Annotated in this window: 19 protein-coding genes and 1 riboswitch; of the genes, 12 read left to right on the plus strand and 7 right to left on the minus strand. The window is 67.0% G+C overall.

Translation table 11 applies throughout. The annotated features are described in order from the left end of the window. Nucleotides 1–504: 504 nt before the first annotated feature. The gene (locus AB8808_RS03995; RefSeq protein WP_369926944.1) at nucleotides 505–1638 is read right to left on the minus strand and encodes an aldose epimerase family protein; all 1134 of its coding nucleotides are present in this window, start codon (nucleotides 1636–1638) and stop codon (nucleotides 505–507) included. A 132-nt stretch (nucleotides 1639–1770) separates the two neighbouring features. On the opposite strand from AB8808_RS03995, the gene AB8808_RS04000 reads away from it, so the two are divergent. Beyond that, entirely contained in the window at nucleotides 1771–2478 is a 708-nt protein-coding gene (locus AB8808_RS04000) for a FadR/GntR family transcriptional regulator (protein WP_369926946.1), read from the plus strand. A gap of 49 nt (nucleotides 2479–2527) precedes the next feature. On the opposite strand, the gene AB8808_RS04005 is transcribed toward AB8808_RS04000, so the two are convergent. After that, nucleotides 2528–2734, minus strand: a complete 207-nt coding sequence (locus AB8808_RS04005; RefSeq protein ID WP_036137394.1) for a YbdD/YjiX family protein — start codon at nucleotides 2732–2734, stop codon at nucleotides 2528–2530. Between the two features lie 9 nt (nucleotides 2735–2743). Next, nucleotides 2744–4819 carry a carbon starvation CstA family protein gene (locus AB8808_RS04010; RefSeq protein ID WP_369926948.1) on the minus strand — a complete coding sequence of 692 codons (2076 nt, stop codon included), beginning with the start codon at nucleotides 4817–4819 and terminating at the stop codon, nucleotides 2744–2746. A 198-nt stretch (nucleotides 4820–5017) separates the two neighbouring features. Here AB8808_RS04010 and def point away from each other — a divergent pair, with 198 nt between their 5' ends. Continuing rightward, nucleotides 5018–5554, plus strand: a complete 537-nt coding sequence (gene def / locus AB8808_RS04015) for a peptide deformylase (RefSeq protein WP_369926950.1) — start codon at nucleotides 5018–5020, stop codon at nucleotides 5552–5554. Nucleotides 5555–5576: 22 nt separating this feature from the next. On the opposite strand, the gene AB8808_RS04020 is transcribed toward def, so the two are convergent. From AB8808_RS04020 to AB8808_RS04035, 4 genes are all read right to left on the minus strand, one after another. Next, nucleotides 5577–5960, minus strand: coding sequence for a hypothetical protein (locus AB8808_RS04020; RefSeq protein WP_036137387.1), 384 nt, complete (start codon nucleotides 5958–5960; stop codon nucleotides 5577–5579). Nucleotides 5961–6079: 119 nt separating this feature from the next. Next, entirely contained in the window at nucleotides 6080–6895 is an 816-nt protein-coding gene (gene pyrF / locus AB8808_RS04025) for an orotidine-5'-phosphate decarboxylase (protein WP_369926952.1), read from the minus strand. Between the two features lie 256 nt (nucleotides 6896–7151). Continuing rightward, nucleotides 7152–8810 (minus strand): energy-dependent translational throttle protein EttA, encoded by a 1659-nt coding sequence (ettA, locus tag AB8808_RS04030; protein ID WP_369926954.1) that lies wholly within the window; start codon nucleotides 8808–8810, stop codon nucleotides 7152–7154. 126 nt (nucleotides 8811–8936) lie between these two features. Continuing rightward, nucleotides 8937–9953 (minus strand): hypothetical protein, encoded by a 1017-nt coding sequence (locus AB8808_RS04035; protein WP_369926956.1) that lies wholly within the window; start codon nucleotides 9951–9953, stop codon nucleotides 8937–8939. A 291-nt stretch (nucleotides 9954–10244) separates the two neighbouring features. On the opposite strand from AB8808_RS04035, the gene AB8808_RS04040 reads away from it, so the two are divergent. The 10 genes from AB8808_RS04040 to nusB all read left to right on the plus strand — a co-directional run bounded on the left by AB8808_RS04040 (nucleotide 10245) and on the right by nusB (nucleotide 19377). Then, nucleotides 10245–11372, plus strand: a complete 1128-nt coding sequence (locus AB8808_RS04040) for a hypothetical protein (protein ID WP_369926958.1) — start codon at nucleotides 10245–10247, stop codon at nucleotides 11370–11372. Between the two features lie 83 nt (nucleotides 11373–11455). Continuing rightward, nucleotides 11456–12712 carry a serine hydroxymethyltransferase gene (gene glyA, locus AB8808_RS04045; RefSeq protein WP_369926960.1) on the plus strand — a complete coding sequence of 419 codons (1257 nt, stop codon included), beginning with the start codon at nucleotides 11456–11458 and terminating at the stop codon, nucleotides 12710–12712. Between the two features lie 3 nt (nucleotides 12713–12715). Continuing rightward, the gene (nrdR, locus tag AB8808_RS04050) at nucleotides 12716–13231 is read left to right on the plus strand and encodes a transcriptional regulator NrdR (protein WP_369926962.1); all 516 of its coding nucleotides are present in this window, start codon (nucleotides 12716–12718) and stop codon (nucleotides 13229–13231) included. 41 nt (nucleotides 13232–13272) lie between these two features. Beyond that, entirely contained in the window at nucleotides 13273–14334 is a 1062-nt protein-coding gene (ribD, locus tag AB8808_RS04055) for a bifunctional diaminohydroxyphosphoribosylaminopyrimidine deaminase/5-amino-6-(5-phosphoribosylamino)uracil reductase RibD (protein WP_369931324.1), read from the plus strand. Beyond that, nucleotides 14331–15326, plus strand: a complete 996-nt coding sequence (locus AB8808_RS04060; protein ID WP_369926963.1) for a Gfo/Idh/MocA family protein — start codon at nucleotides 14331–14333, stop codon at nucleotides 15324–15326. Before ribD ends, AB8808_RS04060 begins: the two co-directional genes overlap by 4 nt. Nucleotides 15327–15395: 69 nt before the next feature. Further along, nucleotides 15396–15545: riboswitch (FMN riboswitch) on the plus strand. A gap of 125 nt (nucleotides 15546–15670) precedes the next feature. Then, entirely contained in the window at nucleotides 15671–16312 is a 642-nt protein-coding gene (locus AB8808_RS04065; protein WP_036137371.1) for a riboflavin synthase, read from the plus strand. A gap of 13 nt (nucleotides 16313–16325) precedes the next feature. Continuing rightward, nucleotides 16326–17417, plus strand: coding sequence for a 3,4-dihydroxy-2-butanone-4-phosphate synthase (ribB, locus tag AB8808_RS04070; RefSeq protein WP_369926965.1), 1092 nt, complete (start codon nucleotides 16326–16328; stop codon nucleotides 17415–17417). 71 nt (nucleotides 17418–17488) lie between these two features. Next, on the plus strand, nucleotides 17489–18421 hold the full coding sequence (gene ldcA / locus AB8808_RS04075; protein WP_369926967.1) for a muramoyltetrapeptide carboxypeptidase: 933 nt from the start codon (nucleotides 17489–17491) through the stop codon (nucleotides 18419–18421). Nucleotides 18422–18466: 45 nt separating this feature from the next. Continuing rightward, nucleotides 18467–18934, plus strand: a complete 468-nt coding sequence (gene ribH, locus AB8808_RS04080) for a 6,7-dimethyl-8-ribityllumazine synthase (protein WP_369926968.1) — start codon at nucleotides 18467–18469, stop codon at nucleotides 18932–18934. Further along, nucleotides 18931–19377 (plus strand): transcription antitermination factor NusB, encoded by a 447-nt coding sequence (nusB, locus tag AB8808_RS04085; RefSeq protein ID WP_369926970.1) that lies wholly within the window; start codon nucleotides 18931–18933, stop codon nucleotides 19375–19377. Before ribH ends, nusB begins: the two co-directional genes overlap by 4 nt. Nucleotides 19378–19398 lie beyond the last annotated feature (21 nt).

The following is a 19398-nucleotide window of genomic DNA, read 5'->3' on the forward strand; positions in this document are numbered from 1 at the left end:
GTCACCGCTTTGTTGGCTTTTCGCCCACATCGTGGGCTCCTACCCCACGGGTAGGGCCGGTTGTGGCATATCCAACGATTGATCTGCCGTCTGGGGGTAGGAGCGCACGCACGTGCGCGAACCCTCGACACACCTAAGGCGACCGAGGCCATGCAAAGCAGGCAAGCGAGCGTTCCCAGCAACGAAGCGAAACCCAGCTCTTCGCTCTTCCCACACGCCACCTCAGTTTGAAGAAGAGCCGGCGGGTGCCACCCTCGTGGCCGGTAGCCGCAGGCGAGGGCTTCGAACGGACAAGGCCGCGCAGCGGGGCCGGCCAGGACGGCCGGCCGTTTTCGCGAGACAGGATGTCGAGTCGAAAACCCCCGTTCGAAGCCCGACCCGGCCCGTAGGGCAATAAGCAAACGGCCGCGCCAGCGGCCCTTCGCTAGCGGGTCGCCGCAGGCGTGGCCACGAGGGTGGCACCCGCCGGCTCTTGCTCGAAGCGCCCGAGGCCCAAAGCCTCGCCTACTTCACCGTAGAGAATTTATACGTCATGGTGTTCTTGTAAGTCTTGCCCGGATCGAGCCGAGCCGACCCAAAGTCAGGCTGGTTCGGCGTATCAGGATAGATCTGCGGTTCCAGCGCAAAGGCATCGCCCTGGCGGTAGATGCCGCCCGACTTGCCCGACGTGGTCGCGTCGAGGAAATTGCCGGAATAGAACTGCAATCCAGGCTGGGCCGACCACAGCGAAAGCACGCGGCCGCTCTTCGGGTCGGTGACGCGCGCCACCTCACGCGGCTGGGCCGCTTCCTTGCGTGAGATCACCCAGTTGTGGTCGTAACCCTTGCCCAGCACCAGTTGCTGTTCCTTCGCATCGCGGATGTCGCGGCCGATCGGCTTGGCCTTGCGGAAGTCGAAGTCCGTGCCGGCCACGTTGCGCACCTCGCCCGTGGGAATGGCCGTGGCGTCGGTCGGCAGGTAGGCGTCGCCGGCGATCATCAGTTCCTGGTCCATCACGCTGCCGCGGCCTTCACCGGCCAGGTTCCAGTAGGTGTGGTTGGTGATGTTGACGATGGTCGGCTTGTCGGTGGTGGCGGTGTATTCGATGGTCAGCTGGTTCTTGTCGTCCAGGGTGTACTTGGCGGTGGTGGTGAGCTTGCCGGGATAGCCCTGGTCGCCGTCCGGGCTGACGTAACTGAGCGTGACGCTGGGCGTGGCCCCGGATTCCACCTTGTCCACCGTCCAGATCACCTTGTCGAAGCCCACCTTGCCGCCGTGCAGCGAGTTGGGGCCGTCGTTGACCGGCACCGTGTACTGCTTGCCGTCGAGGGTGAACTTGCCCTTGGCAATGCGGTTGGCGTAGCGGCCCACGGTGTCGCCGAAATACTGCGGCTTGGCGAAGGTGCCTTTCAGGTCGGGATAGCCGAGCACCACATCGCCGGGCTTGCCGTTGCGGTCGGGCAGGTCCAGGGCGTAGAGCGCGGCACCCAGCGAAAGCACCTTGGCGGTGATGCCGTGGCCGTTGGTGAGGGTGACCAGGGTGACGTCCTTGCCATCCGGCGTGCTGCCGAAGGATGCCTTGGACGCCTCGCCGGCCAGCGCGGCCGCCGATGTCGTCGTAAGCAGGATCGCCGAGATCAGCGCGGATAGCGGTTTCATCACAGCTTGACTCCCTTGAGTTGGTGGTGTCCGACATGACCATATTTGTCGGACAAATGACAAGCTGCGCTGCGTCATCCGGTAACACCGTTACGTCGTTAGGATGGGCCCTCGTCCTGAGGGGGTGGGGTCATGGCAGCAAGAGCAGCGGGTGCGAAGAGCCTGCATGCGCGGGTGATCGAGGAAATCGGCGAGTCCATCGTCGGTGGTGTGCTGCGTCCGGGCGATCCGCTGCCGGGCGAGGCGGTGCTGGCCGAGCAGATGGCGGTCAGTCGAACCGTCCTGCGCGAGGCCTTGAAGGTGCTGGGTTCCAAGGGCCTGATCGAGACCCGGCAGAAGACCGGCATGCGGGTGCGCGACCCGCGCTATTGGAACCACCTGGACGCCGACGTGCTGGGCTGGCGCTGCGCGTCGCTGCCCACCGACGATTTCGTCGAGAAGCTGGTCGAGATGCGCGAGATCATCGAGCCGGCCGCGGTGATGGCGGCGGCGCGTCGCCGTCGGCCCGAACAACTGGAAGCGATCGCCGCCGCGCTGCAGGGCATGCAGGAAACCGACGACCTGGACGACTGGGCCGCGGCCGACCTGCGTTTCCACGAGGCCGTGCTGGAAGCGACCAACAACGAACTGCTCAGTGCCTTGTTCGCGGTGATCGAAACGGCCCTGGCAACCTTTTTCGTGATGTCGGCCCGCACCGCACCCGACATTGCCTATGCAGTCGCCCAGCACCGGGCGGTGTACGAGGCGATCCGCCGTCGTCGCCCCAACGAGGCGGCCAAGGCAATGCGCACGCTGATCGCGGAATCGCGCACCAACATGCGCAAGAGCCGCCGGCACTGAGCCGGCCGGGCACCTGGTGGACATCCGGGCCCGGCTCCACGGTCGTCCCTCAGCAGCAGCGACCGCCCGTGCCGCGATAACGGGCTTCCTGCCGTTCGCGGAAAAACTGCTTGTACGTGGGCACCTCGCGCTCGGGATGGTGCTCGCGCAGGTGCTTCACGTAGACATCGTAATCGGGCACGCCACAGCAGAGGCGGGCGGTCTGCACCACCCGTTTCCACCATGAGCGCGGTGTGCCGGCGGCGGTCTGGTTCATGGCATGTCCTTATTGGGCGACGCTGGACAAGGCGACCCGGGGTTCTTCCTGGGCGGTCGGCCTGTCGACCTGCCAGGCGCGCAGCACGGCGCGTATGGAGAAGAACAGCATGGTCAGTACCAGCAGCATGAACATGGCGGTGAGGGCCATGTCCACGCGGTTGTTGGTGACGATGCGCTGCATGGCGTCCGCGGTTTTCGCCGGCGGCAGCAGGGTGCCCGCGGCGGCGGCATCCGCATACTTCTGCGCGGCGGCGGTGAAGCTGATCTTCGCGTCGAACAGCTTCTGCCAGCCGGCGGTGAGCGTGCAGATCACCAGCCAGGCGGCCGGCACCGCCGGCACCAGCACGTAGCGCTGGCGTTTCAACTTTACCGTTACCACGGTGGCCAGCATCAGGGCGATCGCCGCGAGCATCTGGTTGGCGATGCCGAACAGGGGCCACAGGGTGTTGATGCCGCCCAGCGGATCGACCGCGCCCTGGTAGAGGAAATAACCCCACAGCCCCACGCAGATCAGCGTGGCCACCACGTTGCCCAGCCAGGAGTCGGTCTGTTTCAGCGGCGCCCAGGCCATGCCGGCCAGTTCCTGGATCATGAAACGACCCACGCGGGTGCCGGCGTCGACGGTGGTGAGGATGAACAGCGCTTCGAACAGGATGGCGTAGTGGTACCACAGGGCCATCATGCCTTCGCCCGGCATGATCCCGTGCAGCAGCTGCGCCATGCCCACGGCTAGCGTGGGGGCGCCGCCGGCGCGGCCCAGGATGGTGCTCTCGCCGATGTTGCGAGCGGTGTCCGTCAGCTCCGCCGGCGTGACTACGAAGCCCCACGCGCTGATCGCCTGCGCGGCGGACTCGGCGGTGGCGCCGACCAGGGCGGCCGGCGAGTTCATGGCGAAGTACACGCCCGGGTGCAGCGACGAGGCCGCGATCAGCGCCATGATCGCGACGAACGCCTCCATCAGCATGCCGCCGTAGCCCACCATGCGGGCCTCGCCCTCGTTGGCGAGCAGCTTGGGCGTGGTGCCGGAGGCGATGATCGAATGCCATCCGGAGACGGCGCCGCACGCGATGGTGATGAACAGGAACGGGAACAGGTTGCCCTGGAAGACCGGCCCGCTGCCGTCGATGAAGCGGGTGACCGCCGGCATCTGCAGCGTGGGTGCGGCGAGGAAGATGGCCAGGGCGAGCAGGGCGATCGTGCCGATCTTGAGGAAGGTGGACAGGTAATCCCGAGGGGCGAGCAGCAGCCACACCGGCAGCACGGAAGCGAAAAAGCCATAGCCGATCAGCCACCAGGCCAGCGACCGGGCGTCATAATCGAACAGGGGAGCCAGCGTCGCCGAATCGGCCACTGCCTTGCCGTACCAGATAGATGCCAGCAACAGCACCAGGCCGATGATCGACACTTCGAGGATGCGGCCCGGCCGCACGTAGCGCAGGTACAACCCCATCAGCAGCGCGATGGGGATGGTCGCGGCCACGGTGAACGTGCCCCACGGGCTGTGCGTCAGCGCCTTCACCACCACCAGTGCCAGTACCGCCAGAACGATCATCATCAGGACGAGGATGCCCACCATGGCGATGACGCCGGGCACCGCGCCCAGCTCGGCGCGCAGCATGTGACCCAGCGAGCGACCGTCCCTGCGCAGGGAAAGCCCCAGGATCATGAAATCCTGCACCGCGCCGGCGAACACCACGCCGATCAGAATCCATAGGGTGCCGGGCAGGTAACCCATCTGCGCCGCCAGCACCGGGCCGACCAGGGGGCCGGCGCCGGCGATGGCGGCGAAGTGATGCCCGAACACCACCCACTTGTCGGTGGGTACGTAATCCAGCCCGTCGTTGCGCAGCACGGCCGGCGTGGCCCGGCCCGGGTCCATGCGCAGCACCTTGTCTGCGATCAGGCGGCTATAGAAGCGGTAGCCGATCAGGAACACCGCGAGGGAGGCGGCGACCAGCCAGATGGCATTGATCGGCTCGCCCCGGCGCAGGGCGACGACGCCGAGGCACCAGGCTCCCACGATGGCGATGGCCGCCCACAGGATCTTGCCCGCGGGACCGGGTTTCGGGATGGCGCTGTGCATGGTTCGGTGCTCCCCTTGCGGATGCCACAAGGGTCGTCCGGCGCGCGATGGGGGTCAATCGCCGTGGCGCCTTTCGGGCATTAGCCATTGGTCGAATGGCCTCGCGGGCATTCCGCATGCCGCGGGCACGCGAAAGACGCTTGAGCCGGCGGCCTTCCGCCGCCATGCTGGTGTCATCCCCACTCCCCGGGCACGACGATGATTCGCGACATTCTGAAGATGGGCGACGAGCGCCTGCTGCGCATTGCGGCCCCTGTGCCCGACGCCATGATGGGCACGGCCGAGCTGGACGCCCTGATCCAGGACATGTTCGACACCATGTATCACGCCGGCGGCGTGGGCCTGGCGGCGCCGCAGATCGGCGTCGACCTGCAACTGGTCATCTTCGGTTTCGAGGCCAGTGAGCGCTATCCGGACGCCCCGCCGGTGCCGCAGACGATCCTGCTCAATCCGCTGATCACCCCGTTGTCGCAGGACATGGAGGAAGGCTGGGAGGGCTGCCTTTCGGTGCCCGGCCTGCGCGGTGCCGTGAATCGTTACTCGCTGATCCGCTACCAGGGTGTGGATCGCAACGGTGCGCCCGTGGATCGCACGGCCGAGGGGTTCCACGCGCGTGTGGTGCAGCACGAGTGCGATCACCTGATCGGGCGGCTGTATCCCTCTCGCATCACGGACTTCGCGAAGTTCGGCTATACGGATGTCCTGTTTCCCGGCATGGACATCGGCGACGACTGAGAAAGTTCGCGGCCGCGGAGGCCTATTCGGCTTCCGCCAGCGCCTCGACGATCACCAGCAAGGCCTTGCGCCGCTCCTTGGGCAGGCGGCTGACCAGTCCGACGAGGCGCAACTGCTCGCGCGAATCGGCACGGTAGAGGGCGGGGCTTTCACGGACGCCGGTGGCGCCGTTCGGTGCGCCCCGGCCGGTGGCCAGCCATTCGAAGTTGACCCCGAAACGGGTCGCCATATCGATCTGGCGTTCCAGTTCCGGCAGGCCCAGATCGCTCAGCCACTTGCGTGCCGTCTCCCGACTGACGTCGAAAAGATCGGCCAGCTGGGTGATGCGGCCGCGGCCTTTCTTCACACCCGCCATGTCCAGCGCGACATGCAGGCGTTGGGAAAAACCTCGGTTCATAGGTGGCATGACTACTCCGGTGGAACGCGGTGGCGCCGTGAGCCGGGTATTGTTGGTTAGCGTACAGCGCCAGCGTAAGGCTTTTGCAGTTGCCAAGTAGTGCAATTTGCGACTGCTTTTTGTTCCGTCTAGCTATGACGGAACGAGTTGATCAATTTTCTCAATTCGTCGGCCGCGCGATGTGCTACGTCGGCGAAGTCCCCATCGGCGCCAGCGTAGATGATGGCGCGCGAAGATGAAATCATCAGTCCATCGCCGGTGGACGTGCCGCCATGTCTCATCACGGCTTCCACATCGCCACCCTGGGCACCGATGCCTGGCACCAACAGCGGCATGTCGCCGACCACGGCGCGCACCTTGCCGAGTTCTTCCGGCCAGGTAGCGCCGGTCACCAGGGCGCAATTGCCGTTTGTGTTCCATTCGCGGGCGACGGTTTCGGCGACGCGGAGGTAGAGCGGCTGCCCGCCGCAATCCAGCGCCTGGAAATCCTTGCCCCCCGGATTGGAGGTGCGGCAGAGCAGGATCACGCCCTTGTCGGCCCGTTCCAGGAACGGTGCGATCGAGTCCTGGCCCAGGTAGGGATTGAGGGTGACGGCGTCGGCGTCGTAGCGATCGAAGGCCTCGCAGACGTAATGCGCGGCGGTCGATCCGATGTCGCCGCGCTTGGCATCGAGGATCACGGGGATGCCGGGCTGCGTCGCGTGGATATGCGCGATGACCCGCTCCAGCGCGTTTTCGGCACGCTGCGCGGCGAAATGGGCGATCTGCGGTTTATAGGCGCAGACCAGGCCGGCCGTGGCATCGACGATGGCCCGGCAGAATTCGAAAATGCCCTCGTTGCCGGACAGGCCGGCAGGCAGGCGGCCGGGCTCGGGATCGAGGCCGACGCACAGCAGGGAGTCGTTGCGACGCCAGGCGTCCCTCAGGGAGGTCATGAAGTTCATGGATGGCTTCGCTCGATAGGGATGTGTGGACGTCTTTACATAAAGGCACCGTAGGAGCGCACGATGTGCGCGATGGCTTTGTGGCGATTCGCCACATACGCGATTCGCCATGCGGCCATCTGCACATCGAAGTGCATGACCGGCGCGATGGCGGGTGCCGCATCATCGCGCTGTTGGCTTTTCGCGCACGGCGTGCGCTCCTACGGCGGTGTTGGTGTTGGTGTTGGTGTTGGTGTGGGTGGTATGGGTATCTGTGTCAGACCAGCTTCTTGTACTTCACGCGCTTCGGGCCGGCGTCGTCGCCGAAGCGGCGCTTCTTGTCGGCTTCGTATTCGTTGTAGTTGCCGGGGAAGAACTCCACGTGGGAATCGCCTTCGAACGCGATGATGTGCGTGGCGATGCGATCGAGGAACCAGCGATCATGCGAGATGACCACGGCGCAGCCGGGGAACTCGAGCAGGGCGTCTTCCAGCGCGCGCAGCGTTTCGACGTCCAGGTCGTTGGAGGGTTCGTCCAGCAGCAGCACGTTGCCGCCCTGCAGCAGGGTCTTGGCCATGTGCAGGCGACCGCGCTCACCGCCGGACAGCTGGCCGACGATCTTCTGCTGGTCGGTGCCCTTGAAGTTGAAGCGGCCGATGTACGAGCGGGACTGGATCTCGAAGCTGCCGATGGTGAGGATGTCCGAACCGCCGGAGACTTCCTGCCACACGTTGTTGGTCGGATCGAGCGCATCACGGGACTGGTCGACGTAGGCCAGCTTCACCGTGTGGCCGTGTTTGACCTCACCGGTGTCCGGCTTCTCCAGGTTCATGATCATCTTCATGAGCGTGGACTTACCGGCACCGTTGGGGCCGATGATGCCGACGATCGCGCCCGGCGGGATCTTGAACGACAGGTCTTCGATGAGCATGCGGTCGCCGAAGGACTTGGTGACGTTCTTGAACTCGATGACCTCCTGGCCCAGGCGCTCGCCCGGCGGGATGAAGATCTCGTTGGTTTCGTTGCGGCGCTGGTACTCGACCGAGTTCAGCTCCTCGAAGCGGTTGATGCGCGCCTTGCCCTTGGACTGGCGGCCCTTCGCAGCGGTGCGGATCCAGTCGAGCTCCTTCTGCAGGGCCTTCTGGCGTGACTTCTCCTGGTTGGCTTCCTGCTTCAGGCGCTCGCCCTTCTGCTCCAGCCATTCCGTGTAATTGCCCTTCCAGGGGATGCCGCGGCCGCGATCGAGCTCGAGGATCCACTCGGCGGCGTTGTCGAGGAAGTAGCGGTCATGGGTGACCGCGACGACCGTGCCCGGGTAGTCGTGCAGGAAGGTTTCCAGCCAGTCGACCGACTCGGCGTCCAGATGGTTGGTCGGCTCGTCCAGCAGCAGCATGTCGGGCTTGGACAGCAGCAGGCGGCACAGCGCGACGCGGCGCTTCTCACCGCCGGAGAGGGGGCCGATCAGGGCGTCCCACGGTGGCAGGCGCAGCGCATCGGCGGCCACTTCGAGCTGACGCTCCAGGGCGTGCGCGTCGTTGGCGGCCAGGATGCCCTCCAGGGCTTCCTGCTCCTTGGCCAGCTTGTCGAAGTCCGCGCCTTCCTCGGCATAGGCGGCGTAGACCTCTTCAAGGCGCTTCTGCGCGTCCAGGACTTCGGATACGCCTTCTTCCACGGCTTCACGCACGGTCTTGTTCGGGTCCAGGTCGGGTTCCTGCGCCAGGTAGCCGATCTTGGTGCCGGGGTTGGCCCGGGCCTCGCCCTGGAAGTCCTTGTCCACGCCCGCCATGATCCGCAGCACCGTGGACTTGCCCGAGCCGTTGATGCCGAGCAGGCCGATCTTCGCGCCAGGGAAGAAGGACAGGGAGATGTCCTTGATGATATGGCGCTTCGGGGGAACGATCTTGCTGACCCCGTTCATGGTGTAGATGTATTGCATGCGGCCTCCGGAAGGCGCGGCCGCCTGCCTTCCGACGGGGAAGGGGGCGTCGACGCGTGGGTACAAACCCCCATTATAGCCGTTGTCCCGGGAGAGCACGCCTCCCGGGAGCGGGGTTCCTGTGCCCTAGAGGCGGGCGCGCAGGTAATCGCGGATGTTCTGGTCGTTGGCCTTGGTGTAGACCTGGCACGCCGCCTTGCCGATGATGTTGTCGGCCATGTTGGTCACGCAGAAGAAACGGTTCTCGGCGGCCTCGTGCGTGGCTCCGATCAGGTGGCCCACCTCGTGCGCGAAGATGTGCCGGTGGCCGCGGTTGCTGATGATGGCGGCGCGAAAGGGCTCGATGGCGCCGCCGAGTACGCGTGAGGGAAAGTTGCGCGGCGGATCGGCTACGAAAAGGACGAAGCGCGAAAGGTTGTCCACGTGGCCGCCGCTTTCCCTGACGTAACGGGCGCCGGCCACGGCGACATCCGAGATGCGTTTTTCGGCTTTGCCGGCGTGGTAGTCCAGATCGGTAAGCCCGGGAATGCGGTCGCGCAGCGACACCCTGATCGGCATGCCGGGGCGTACCGTGGTCTCCATGTCCTTGATCCACCAGGCGGCGTACCAGTTGAGGAATTTTGCGTAGTTGTCCTCGCCGGAACGGTCGTGCAGAAACACCCACACGTGCAGTGTCTTCTCCGCGGAGGCGTCGCCGCCCCCGTACAACTCGGTCAACTCGTCCGGTGCCTCGCCGTCGGCCATGTGAAGCAGATCGCTCCCATCCAGCCACGGCCATGCGCCCGGGCCGGCGGCATACCGGGACATACGGGGCGCGGGGGCGGGCGTGTCGTCATCGTCCACGGCCACATCCACGCGCTCGCCCACCCGGACGACGCTGGCCGACCGGCCGTCGACCCTGGCCAGGTACATGGTTCCCTGTGAGCCGTCGGGAAAGTCGAGGTGGGTGGTCAGCCGCTCCAGCACGGTGATCCGCTGCGGCGCCGTACCCGGCGGGGACAGCAGCACATCGCAGGGCAGGCCGTCGGCAACCTGCCGGTCGAACGCCGCGGCAACCTCGGTGGACCGGGCGGAGGCGGAAGCCAAGGGCGTCCATGCGGCCAGTCCGGATGCCATGGCGATCGTGAGTACGAGTGTTTTCATGGGTGGGTTTCCTTTCCCTGGGCGGCGGGATGCGACCGCAGAATTAGCCTACGCACAAGCCAGGGCAGTCACCCTAGGAATCTGCTGGGACGGTTGTAGGCGCCGGGCTTGATAGTTAGTCCGTAAACGCTGATGAAGCGCCTCGGGCAACATGGCCGGCGGCCACGTACAGGCATCGCCGGGTGGTGAGGCGAAGGAACGCGTAGGCGGCTACCGCCAGCCGTGTCGGTCCGACCATCTTCGCCTGTCGATCTGCGTATCGTGATCTTTCCTGCCTACAAGGATGTCCGCATGTCTGCCGTGCTCCGTCTCGCCGGGCGTCTTGCCCTGGCCTGCGTTTTTCTGCTGCCCGCCGTGGCGCACGCCGATCCCGACCCTCAGGACGACACGGCCAGTCTCGTCGCACGCTTCGATCGCGCCGTCGCGTCAGGGCTGCCCTTCAGCATCACGTTGCCGGCTACGACGGCTTCGAAGCCCGCGCCCGGGCGAACCCGTCGTGCCGTCCAGGAAGGCATCGTCGTCGAGCGACGGCTTCCGGTCGATCTGCGCCTGCCCGCAGCGGTTGTCGCGGTCATGTACGCCGGACGGCTGAACGGGGAAAAGGCGGTGTTCACCCGCGGCGGGGACAGGCTCGACATCTCGGTGCCGAGCAGGGCCGGCGTGGATGTCGTGGTCTTCCGGTCCGGGTGGGACAAGGTGGAATGGCATAACTATCCCGCCGGCGTCGGCTACGTCGACGAGCCCGAGATCCGTTTCCAGGGCGAGCTTTCGATCCCGCCCGACCATATCGAGGACCCACTGGCCTACCACCCGACCTTTCACGTCTTCCTCCACGACGACCTGGGCAGCGGTGGCGATCCCGCAGACCTGCACGCCCGGCTCGGCGCATGGTGGCTCGAGGACCTGATGACGGTGCTTCCCGGCGAGTCGCAGATCAGTCTCCGCTATCACTCGCGGATCGCCTGGATCACGGACATGGACTACGAGCACGTCGATGTCCTGGATCGTTTCGCCCGTGCGCTCAAGCTCGTCGCGCCCGCGCTCGGGCTGCCTTACGGGCGGTCCTACAAGCACAAGTTCCTGCTGCTGACGGCCCGGCCGGCGATCGGCAGGGCCTCCGGGTTGGCCTTGCAAGGGCAGAGCGAAGCGACGGCAAGCATCCAGGGGCGTCTTTCCGTGATGGCGCACGAGTTCGGGCACACGCTGGGCGCCACCCACGCGGCCGCGGTCACGGGGCGCTACCCAACCTACCCGTGGAGCCTGCTGAACTGGTACCAGTGCGATAGCAACATGCACCCGTCGGCCCCCTCGACGTTCAGTTGCCTGGCCTATTCCGCCGACAACGAAAGGGCCATCCGGTCCTACCTGCGCCACGGTCCCACGTCCGAGCGGCCGGAGCTCTGGCTGGAACGCCGCTGACCCCGATGGGCTGGCAGTGGCCGCAAACCCCGGCGGGCGCTACACTTTCGGTCTTCATTCCCCACCCGCGACCCGAGGTAGAGATGTTCCCCAAGGATGCAACGATCGCCGGCTATGACGACGAACTCGCCAGGGCCATCGCCGACGAGACCCGTCGCCAGGAAGATCACGTCGAACTGATCGCCTCGGAGAACTACGCCAGCCCCCGTGTCATGGAGGCCCAGGGCTCGTCGCTGACCAACAAGTACGCCGAGGGTTACCCCGGCAAGCGCTACTACGGCGGCTGCGAATACGTGGACGTGGCCGAGAAGCTCGCCATCGAGCGCCTGAAGAAGCTGTTCGGCGCCGATTATGCCAACGTGCAGCCGCATTCCGGCTCGCAGGCCAACCAGGCCGTGTACTTCGCGCTGTTGCAGCCGGGCGACACCATCCTGGGCATGAGCCTCGCCCACGGCGGTCACCTGACCCACGGGGCCAAGGTCAACTTCTCCGGCAAGATCTACAACGCCGTGCAGTACGGCATCGATGCCGAGACCGGTCTGGTCGACTACGACGAGATCGAGCGCCTGGCGATCGAGCACAAGCCGAAGATGGTGGTGGCCGGATTCTCCGCCTATTCGCAGGTAATGGACTGGGCGCGCTTCCGCGCCATCGCCGACAAGGTCGGCGCCTACCTGTTCGTCGACATGGCGCACATCGCCGGCCTCGTCGCCACGGGCCACTACCCCAGCCCGATCGACCACGCCCATGTGGTCACGTCCACCACGCACAAGACCCTGCGCGGCCCGCGCGGCGGCATCATCGTCGCCAAGGGCCTGGGCGAGGACATCGAGAAGAAGCTGCAGTCCATCGTGTTCCCCGGCATCCAGGGCGGCCCGCTGATGCACGTCATCGCGGCCAAGGCCGTGGCCTTCAAGGAAGCCCTGGAGCCCGAATTCAAGGACTACCAGGGCCAGGTGGTGAAGAACGCCAAGGCCATGGCGAAGACGCTGATCGAGCGCGGCTACAAGGTCGTTTCCGGCGGTACCGAGAACCACCTGATGCTGGTCGACCTGATCGGTCGCGAGGTGACCGGCAAGGACGCGGAAGCGGCCCTCGGCAAGGCGCACATCACCGTCAACAAGAACGCCGTGCCGAACGATCCCCGTTCGCCGTTCGTCACCTCCGGCCTGCGCGTGGGCACGCCGGCGATCACCACCCGCGGCTACAAGGAAGCGGACACGATCGAGCTCACCCAGTGGATCTGCGACGTGCTGGATGCGCCGGGCGACGACACCGTCATCGCGGCGGTGCGCGAGAAGGTCACGGCTCAGTGCGACCGTTTCCCGGTATATGGCTGATCGATGCACTGTCCGTTCTGCCAGCATGAAGACACCCGCGTCATCGACTCACGGCTCACCGAAGACGGGAGCACGGTGCGTCGTCGACGCGAGTGCCCCCAGTGCGGCGAGCGTTTCAATACCTTCGAGACCGCCGAGCTGAAGCTGCCGGTGATCGTCAAGTCCGGCGATCGTCGCGAGCCGTTCGACGAGCACAAGCTGCGCGTGAGTTTCGAGCGCCCCCTGCAGAAGCGCCCCGTGGCCAGCGACGCGGTGGATACCGCGATGCGCGCCGTCATCAACGACCTCCGCCGCCTCGGCGAGCGCGAGGTGCCGTCGCGCCAGGTGGGCGAACTGGTGATGCGCGAACTGAAGGAACTCGACCAGGTGGCCTACGTGCGCTTCGCCTCGGTGTATCGCCGCTTCGAGGACGTGCACGCTTTCCGCGAGGAGATCGAGAAACTCGAGCGCGACCTCCCCTCGATCGAAGGCCTGCAACTGCCGCTGCTGGACGCAGCCAGGCGCGGGCGCAAGGGCTGAGCATGTCGCGCCCGTTCTTTCCCGCCATGGATCACCTCCACATGGCGCACGCCTTGCGCCTGGCGGAGCGCGGCCTCGCCACCACCCAGCCCAACCCGCGCGTGGGCTGCGTCATCGCCCGCGGCGAGACTGTGCTCGGCACCGGATGGCATGCGCGCGCGGGGGAGCCGCATGCGGAAGTCTTCGCGCTGCGTGAAGCCGGCACGGCGGCACGCGGTGCCACGGCCTACGTCACCCTGGAGCCCTGCGCGCACCACGGTCGCACGCCGCCCTGCGCCGATGCGTTGATCGCGGCGGGCGTGGGCCGTGTGGTCGTCGCGCACGAGGATCCATTCGACCAGGTCGACGGTGCCGGTATCGAAAAACTTCGCGCCGCCGGCATCGGCGTGCAGGTGGGCCTGATGCGCGACGCCGCGCACGAGCTGAACATCGGTTTCTTCAGCCGTATCCAACGCGGCCGTCCCTGGGTGCGCGTGAAGCTGGCCATGAGCCTCGACGGCCGCACGGCCCTGGCCGACGGCACCTCCAAGTGGATTACCGGCGAGGCCGCCCGCGCCGATGTGCAGCGCTGGCGTGCCCGGTCCTCGGCCGTTCTTTCCGCCAGCGGCACCGTGCTGGCCGACGACCCGCAACTGACCGTTCGCCTGCCCGACACCCCTGGATACGTACCGCCGCTGCGTGCCATCGTCGATACCATGCTGCGCACGCCGGCCGGTGCCCGCGTGCTGGACGGCACGGCGCCCACGCTGGTGTTTCATGCCCCGGATGCGCACGTGCCGGCCCACCTGGCCGATGTGGCGCGCGTGGCGGTACGTCGTGACGACCACGGCGGCCTGGAGCTGCGTGCCGTGCTGCACGAGCTGGCCCGGCGCGACGTGAACGAGGTGCATGTCGAGGCAGGCCCGGTCCTGTGCGGCGCCTTGCTGGCAGCGGGGCTGGCCGACGAGCTGCTGGTCTATGTCGCGCCGGTCCTGCTCGGCAGCAGCGGGCGCCCGATGCTCACCCTGCCGCCGCTCGACGACATGGCCTCGCGCTGGCGCCTGCACACGGTGGACCGCCGGCAGGTGGGCGACGACATGCGGTTGCAGCTGCGGCCGGCGTGAAAACCTATCCGCACGTCCGCTGGGGCATCGTCGGCTGCGGTGCCGTCACCGAGACCAAGAGCGGCCCTGCGTTTGCGAAGGTGAGCGACTCGTCGCTGGTCGCCGTGATGCGGCGTGACGGCGACAAGGCGCGCGATTATGCGGCTCGCCACGGCGTGCCGCGCTGGTACGACGACGCGGCGGCGCTGGTCGCCGATCCCGGCGTGGACGCCGTATACGTCGCCACACCGCCGTCCAGCCATCGCGAGTACGCCCTCATGGCCATCGCCGCGGGCAAGCCGGTGTACATCGAGAAACCGATGGCGATGGACCACTCGGAATGCACGGCGATCCTGCAGGCCGCGCGGGCGGCCGGCGTGCCCGTCTTCGTGGCCTACTACCGGCGCGCGCTGCCGCGCTTCCTGCGTATCGCCGCGCTGTTGGCCGAGGGCGCGATCGGCACGCCGCGCCTGGTCAACGTGCTGTTGCACCATCCGCTCGAGGCACGCTACCGCGACCCGGCCAACCTGCCCTGGACGGTGCGTCCCGAGCTGTCCGGCGGCGGCATCTTCGTGGATATCGGCTGCCATACGCTGGACATCCTCGATTTCCTGCTCGGCCCCATCGTCGAAGCGCGTGGCATGACCGCGCACCAGATGAACGCTTATCCGGCCGAAGACGCCGTCGCCATGGCCTTTCGTCTCGGCAGCGGCGTGCTGGGTACCGGCTTGTGGAACTTCGCCGCCGACCGCCGCGAGGATCGCGTGGAGATCGTCGGCGATCGTGGCCGGCTGGTCTTCGCCACCTTCGGTGACGGGCCGATCGAACTCGAGGCCGGCGAGCGACGCGAAAGCATCCAGGTGGCCAATCCGCCACACATCCAGCAACCGTTGATCGCCACCATCGTGGCGACGCTGACCGGCAAGGGCGCCTGCCCCTCGACGGGCGACTCGGCGGCGCGCACCAGTCGAGTGATGGACCAGGTGCTCGAGGGCCACCCACTGCCGCCCTGACCGTTGCAATCGGCCCTTCAGGCCGCATGCTATTCTCAGCCGGCTGCTTTCCTCGGGAAGCGGCCTCCACAGCGTCTTCAGGGCGGGGTGCAATTCCCCACCGGCGGTAGGTTTCCGTGAGGAAACAAGCCCGCGAGCGCTCCCGGTCCTGCCGGGAGGTCAGCAGATCCGGTCGGATGCCGGAGCCGACGGTTACAGTCCGGATGAAAGAAGACGGCGTTCGCGCGTCCCTGGCGGGGCGGGCGGCGCCATGCGCCTTGGGGCGTTTTTCGCTCACCACCGCGGGAAACGTTTCATGAAAATCCAGTACCTCGTCGCCGCCTTCCTCCCGGAAGGTCGCTGACATGTTCACCGGCATCATCCAGGCCGTTGGCCGCATCGCGCGGCTGGAACCGCGCGGCGGCGACGTACGCCTCGTCGTCGATACCGCTCCCCTCGACATGACCGACGTCGCCCTGGGCGACAGCATCGCCGTGTCCGGTGTCTGCCTCACCGTGGTGGCCTTCGACGCCGCCAGCTTCGCGGCCGATGTCTCCAACGAAACCCTGGCGCACACCACCCTCGGCAAGCACAAGGCCGGCGATCCGGTGAACCTGGAGAAAGCCCTGCGCCTGGCCGACCGCCTGGGCGGGCACATGGTCTCGGGGCATGTGGACGGCGTGGGCAAGGTGGTGTCCGTGGCACCGGACGGCCGCTCCTCGCGCTGGACCTTCGAGGTGCCCGGCGAGATAGCCCGCTACATCGCCCACAAGGGTTCCGTGTGCATCGACGGCACCAGCCTCACGGTGAACGAGGTGGGCGGCAACCGCTTCGGGGTGAACCTTATCCCCCATACGGTGGCACATACGGCTTTCGTCGCCCGGCGTCCCGGCGATGCCGTGAACATCGAGGTCGACGTCGTCGCGCGCTATGTCGAGCGGCTGCTCACCGGCGGCGATGCCCCGCGCCTCGACGAGGCCTTCCTGAAACAGCACGGCTTCGCCTGAGGAACCGCCCCGCATGTCCTTCAACACCATCCCCGAGATCCTCGAGGACCTCCGGCAGGGCCGCATGGTCGTCATCCTCGATGACGAAGACCGTGAAAACGAAGGCGACATCGTCATGGCCGCCGAGAAGGTGCGGCCGGAAGACGTCAACTTCATGGTCCGCGAGGCGCGGGGGCTGCTGTGCCTCACGCTGACCGAGCGACATACGCGCCAGCTGGGGCTGAAACCCATGGTCAGCGACAACACGTCTCCGTACCACACCAACTTCACCGTTTCGATCGAGGCGGCTGAAGGCGTCACGACGGGCATCTCCGCGCAGGACCGCGCGCACACGATCCGCGTGGCCGCGGCGAAGGACGCGAAGCCCGCCGACATCATCATGCCCGGGCACATCTTTCCGCTGACCGCACAGGCGGGCGGCGTGCTGATGCGCGCCGGGCACACCGAGGCCGGCTGCGACCTGGCCGCGCTGGCCGGGCTGGAGCCCTCGTCGGTGCTGATCGAGATCCTGCACGACGACGGCTCCATGGCCCGGCGCCCGGAACTGGAAGTGTTCGCGGCGAAGCACGGCCTGAAGATCGGCAGCATCGCCGACCTGATCCGTTACCGCCTCGAAACCGAGAAGACGGTGGAACGCGTGCACGAGGAGGACGTCGATACCGAGTTCGGTCCCTTCCGGCTGATAGCCTTCCGCGACGCCATCCGTAGCGGCCTGCACTTCGCGCTGACGCGGGGTGACGTGGGCGACGGCGAACCGGTGCTGACGCGGGTGCATGTGCGCAACACGCTGTCGGACGTGCTCCACCTTCGCCGCGACGACCTCGGCCAGACCGTGACCGATGCGCTGCGGCGCATCCATGACGCGGATCGTGGCGTGCTGGTGGTGCTCTCGGGCGAGGACAGCGCCGACGCGCTGCTGGGCCGTCTCAAGCGTGATGTGGTGCCGACACCCGCGCCGCGGGACGACCAGGAGTGGCGGCAGCTCGGGCTGGGTGCCCAGATCCTGGCCGACGTGGGTGCCAGGCGCCTGCGCGTCATGGGTACGCCACGCCGCTTCGTCGGCATTGCCGGCTTCGGCCTGGAAGTGGTGGAGCAGGCCGGCTGATCCGCCCACGGGTTGCCATCCACACCGCGACCCTCTATTGCTACCGCCCTGTGCCACGACCTCGCGAGACCATGCTTCCGACCTACGACATCCGCCTCATCGCCCCTTCCGGTTACCCGCAATCCGCCGAAGCCATGCGCCGCGGCATCGCCCGGCTGGAAGCGGCCGGCCATCGCGTGACCGGCCAGGAGGTGCTTGCGCGACGCATGTTGCGCTTTGCCGGCAGCGACGCCGAGCGCGCCGCCGACCTCAACGCGCTGGCCGATCCCGCGCGCGAGCTTCCCGACATCGCCCTGGCGATCCGCGGCGGTTACGGTGCGCACCCGCTGTTGCCCCTGCTCGATTACGAGGGGCTGGGCCGTCGCCTGCGTGGCGCACCGGTGGCGCTGGTGGGCCTGAGCGACTTCACCGCGGTGCAGTGCGCGTTGTATGCGAAGAGCGGCGTGGTCACCCTGGGCGGGCCCATGCTGGGCGGCGACTTCGGCGCGGCCAGCCTCGATGCCCACACCTGGGCGCATTTCTGGGAGACGCTGGCCGCGGAGGAAGGCCAGGCGACGTGGGATGCGCCGGAAACCTCGGACATCCACGTGGAAGGCACCCTCTGGGGCGGCAACCTGGCCATGCTGGCGGGTTTGGTCGGCACACCGTATTTCCCGTCGATCGACGGCGGCATCCTCTACGTGGAGGACCTGGCCGAGCCGCCCTACCGTGTGGAACGCATGCTCTACCAGCTGCTGCACGCCGGCGTGCTGCGTCGCCAGGCGGCGCTGGTGGTGGGCGACTTCATCAACTACCGGGTGACCGAATACGACAACGGCTACGACGTGGACGTGGCGCTCGACCGCATTGCCGCCGCCAGCGGCGTGCCGGTCGTGCGCGGGCTGCCTTTCGGCCATGGCCCGCGCAAGTTCACCCTGCCGTTCGGCGCGCCGGGTCGGCTGGATGTGGCCGCCGGACAGTCCCGCCTCACGTTTACCGGCCACCCCCGGCCGAAAACCCCGTAAAATACCCGGCCGCCCGGCGGCCGTTTCGCCACAGGACATGCGTACATGAAGATCATCGAAGGCGATTTCGCCACCCCGAAGGGCCGTTTCGCCATCGTCGCGGGTCGTTTCAACAGCTTCGTCGTCGAGCCGCTGATCGAAGGCGCGCGCGACACGCTGGTCCGCCACGGCGTGAGCGACGACGCGATCGACCTGATCCGCGTGCCCGGCGCCTGGGAGATCGCGCAGGCCGCCTACAAGGTCGCCGGTGCCGGCGGGTACGCCGCCGTGATCGGCCTGGGTGCGGTCATCCGTGGCTCCACGCCGCATTTCGACTACGTGGCCGGTGAGGCCGCCAAGGGCCTGGGCCAGGCCGCGTATGCCTCGGGCGTGCCGGTGGCCTTCGGCGTGCTGACCACCGACAGCATCGAGCAGGCGATCGAGCGTGCCGGCACCAAGGCCGGCAACAAGGGCAGCGATGCCGCCATGGTGGCCATCGAGATGGCCAACCTCTATACGAAGCTGGCCCGATGAACAGGCCTCCGCACGGGATCGACCTGGCTGCCCGCTCACGCGCGCGCCGTCGTGCGCTGCAGGCGCTGTACGCGTGGCAGGTGGGCGGCGCCAAGATGGGCAACGTCATCGAGCAGTTCCGCCACGAGCAGGACATGGTGGTGGCCGACCTCGAATACTTCGAGGACATCCTGCGCGGCGTCGAGCAGCACGTGAAGGAACTCGACGCCGGCATCAAGCCGTTCGTCGATCGCGAAGTGGCGCAGATCGATCCGATCGAACTGTCCGCCCTGCGCATGGGTGCCTACGAGCTGAAATACCGTCCGGACGTTCCCTACCGCGTCGTCATCAACGAGGCGGTGGAAGCCACCAAGCGGTTCGGTGCCGACCATGGCCACAGCTATGTGAACGGTGTCCTCGACAAACTCGCGACGCACTGGCGTACGGCCGAGAAGCGATCCTGAGCCCACCGCGAATCCCCGCGG

Origin of the sequence: Xanthomonas sp. NCPPB 2632, assembly GCF_041228075.2 — a bacterium.
Taxonomy (GTDB): domain Bacteria; phylum Pseudomonadota; class Gammaproteobacteria; order Xanthomonadales; family Rhodanobacteraceae; genus Luteibacter.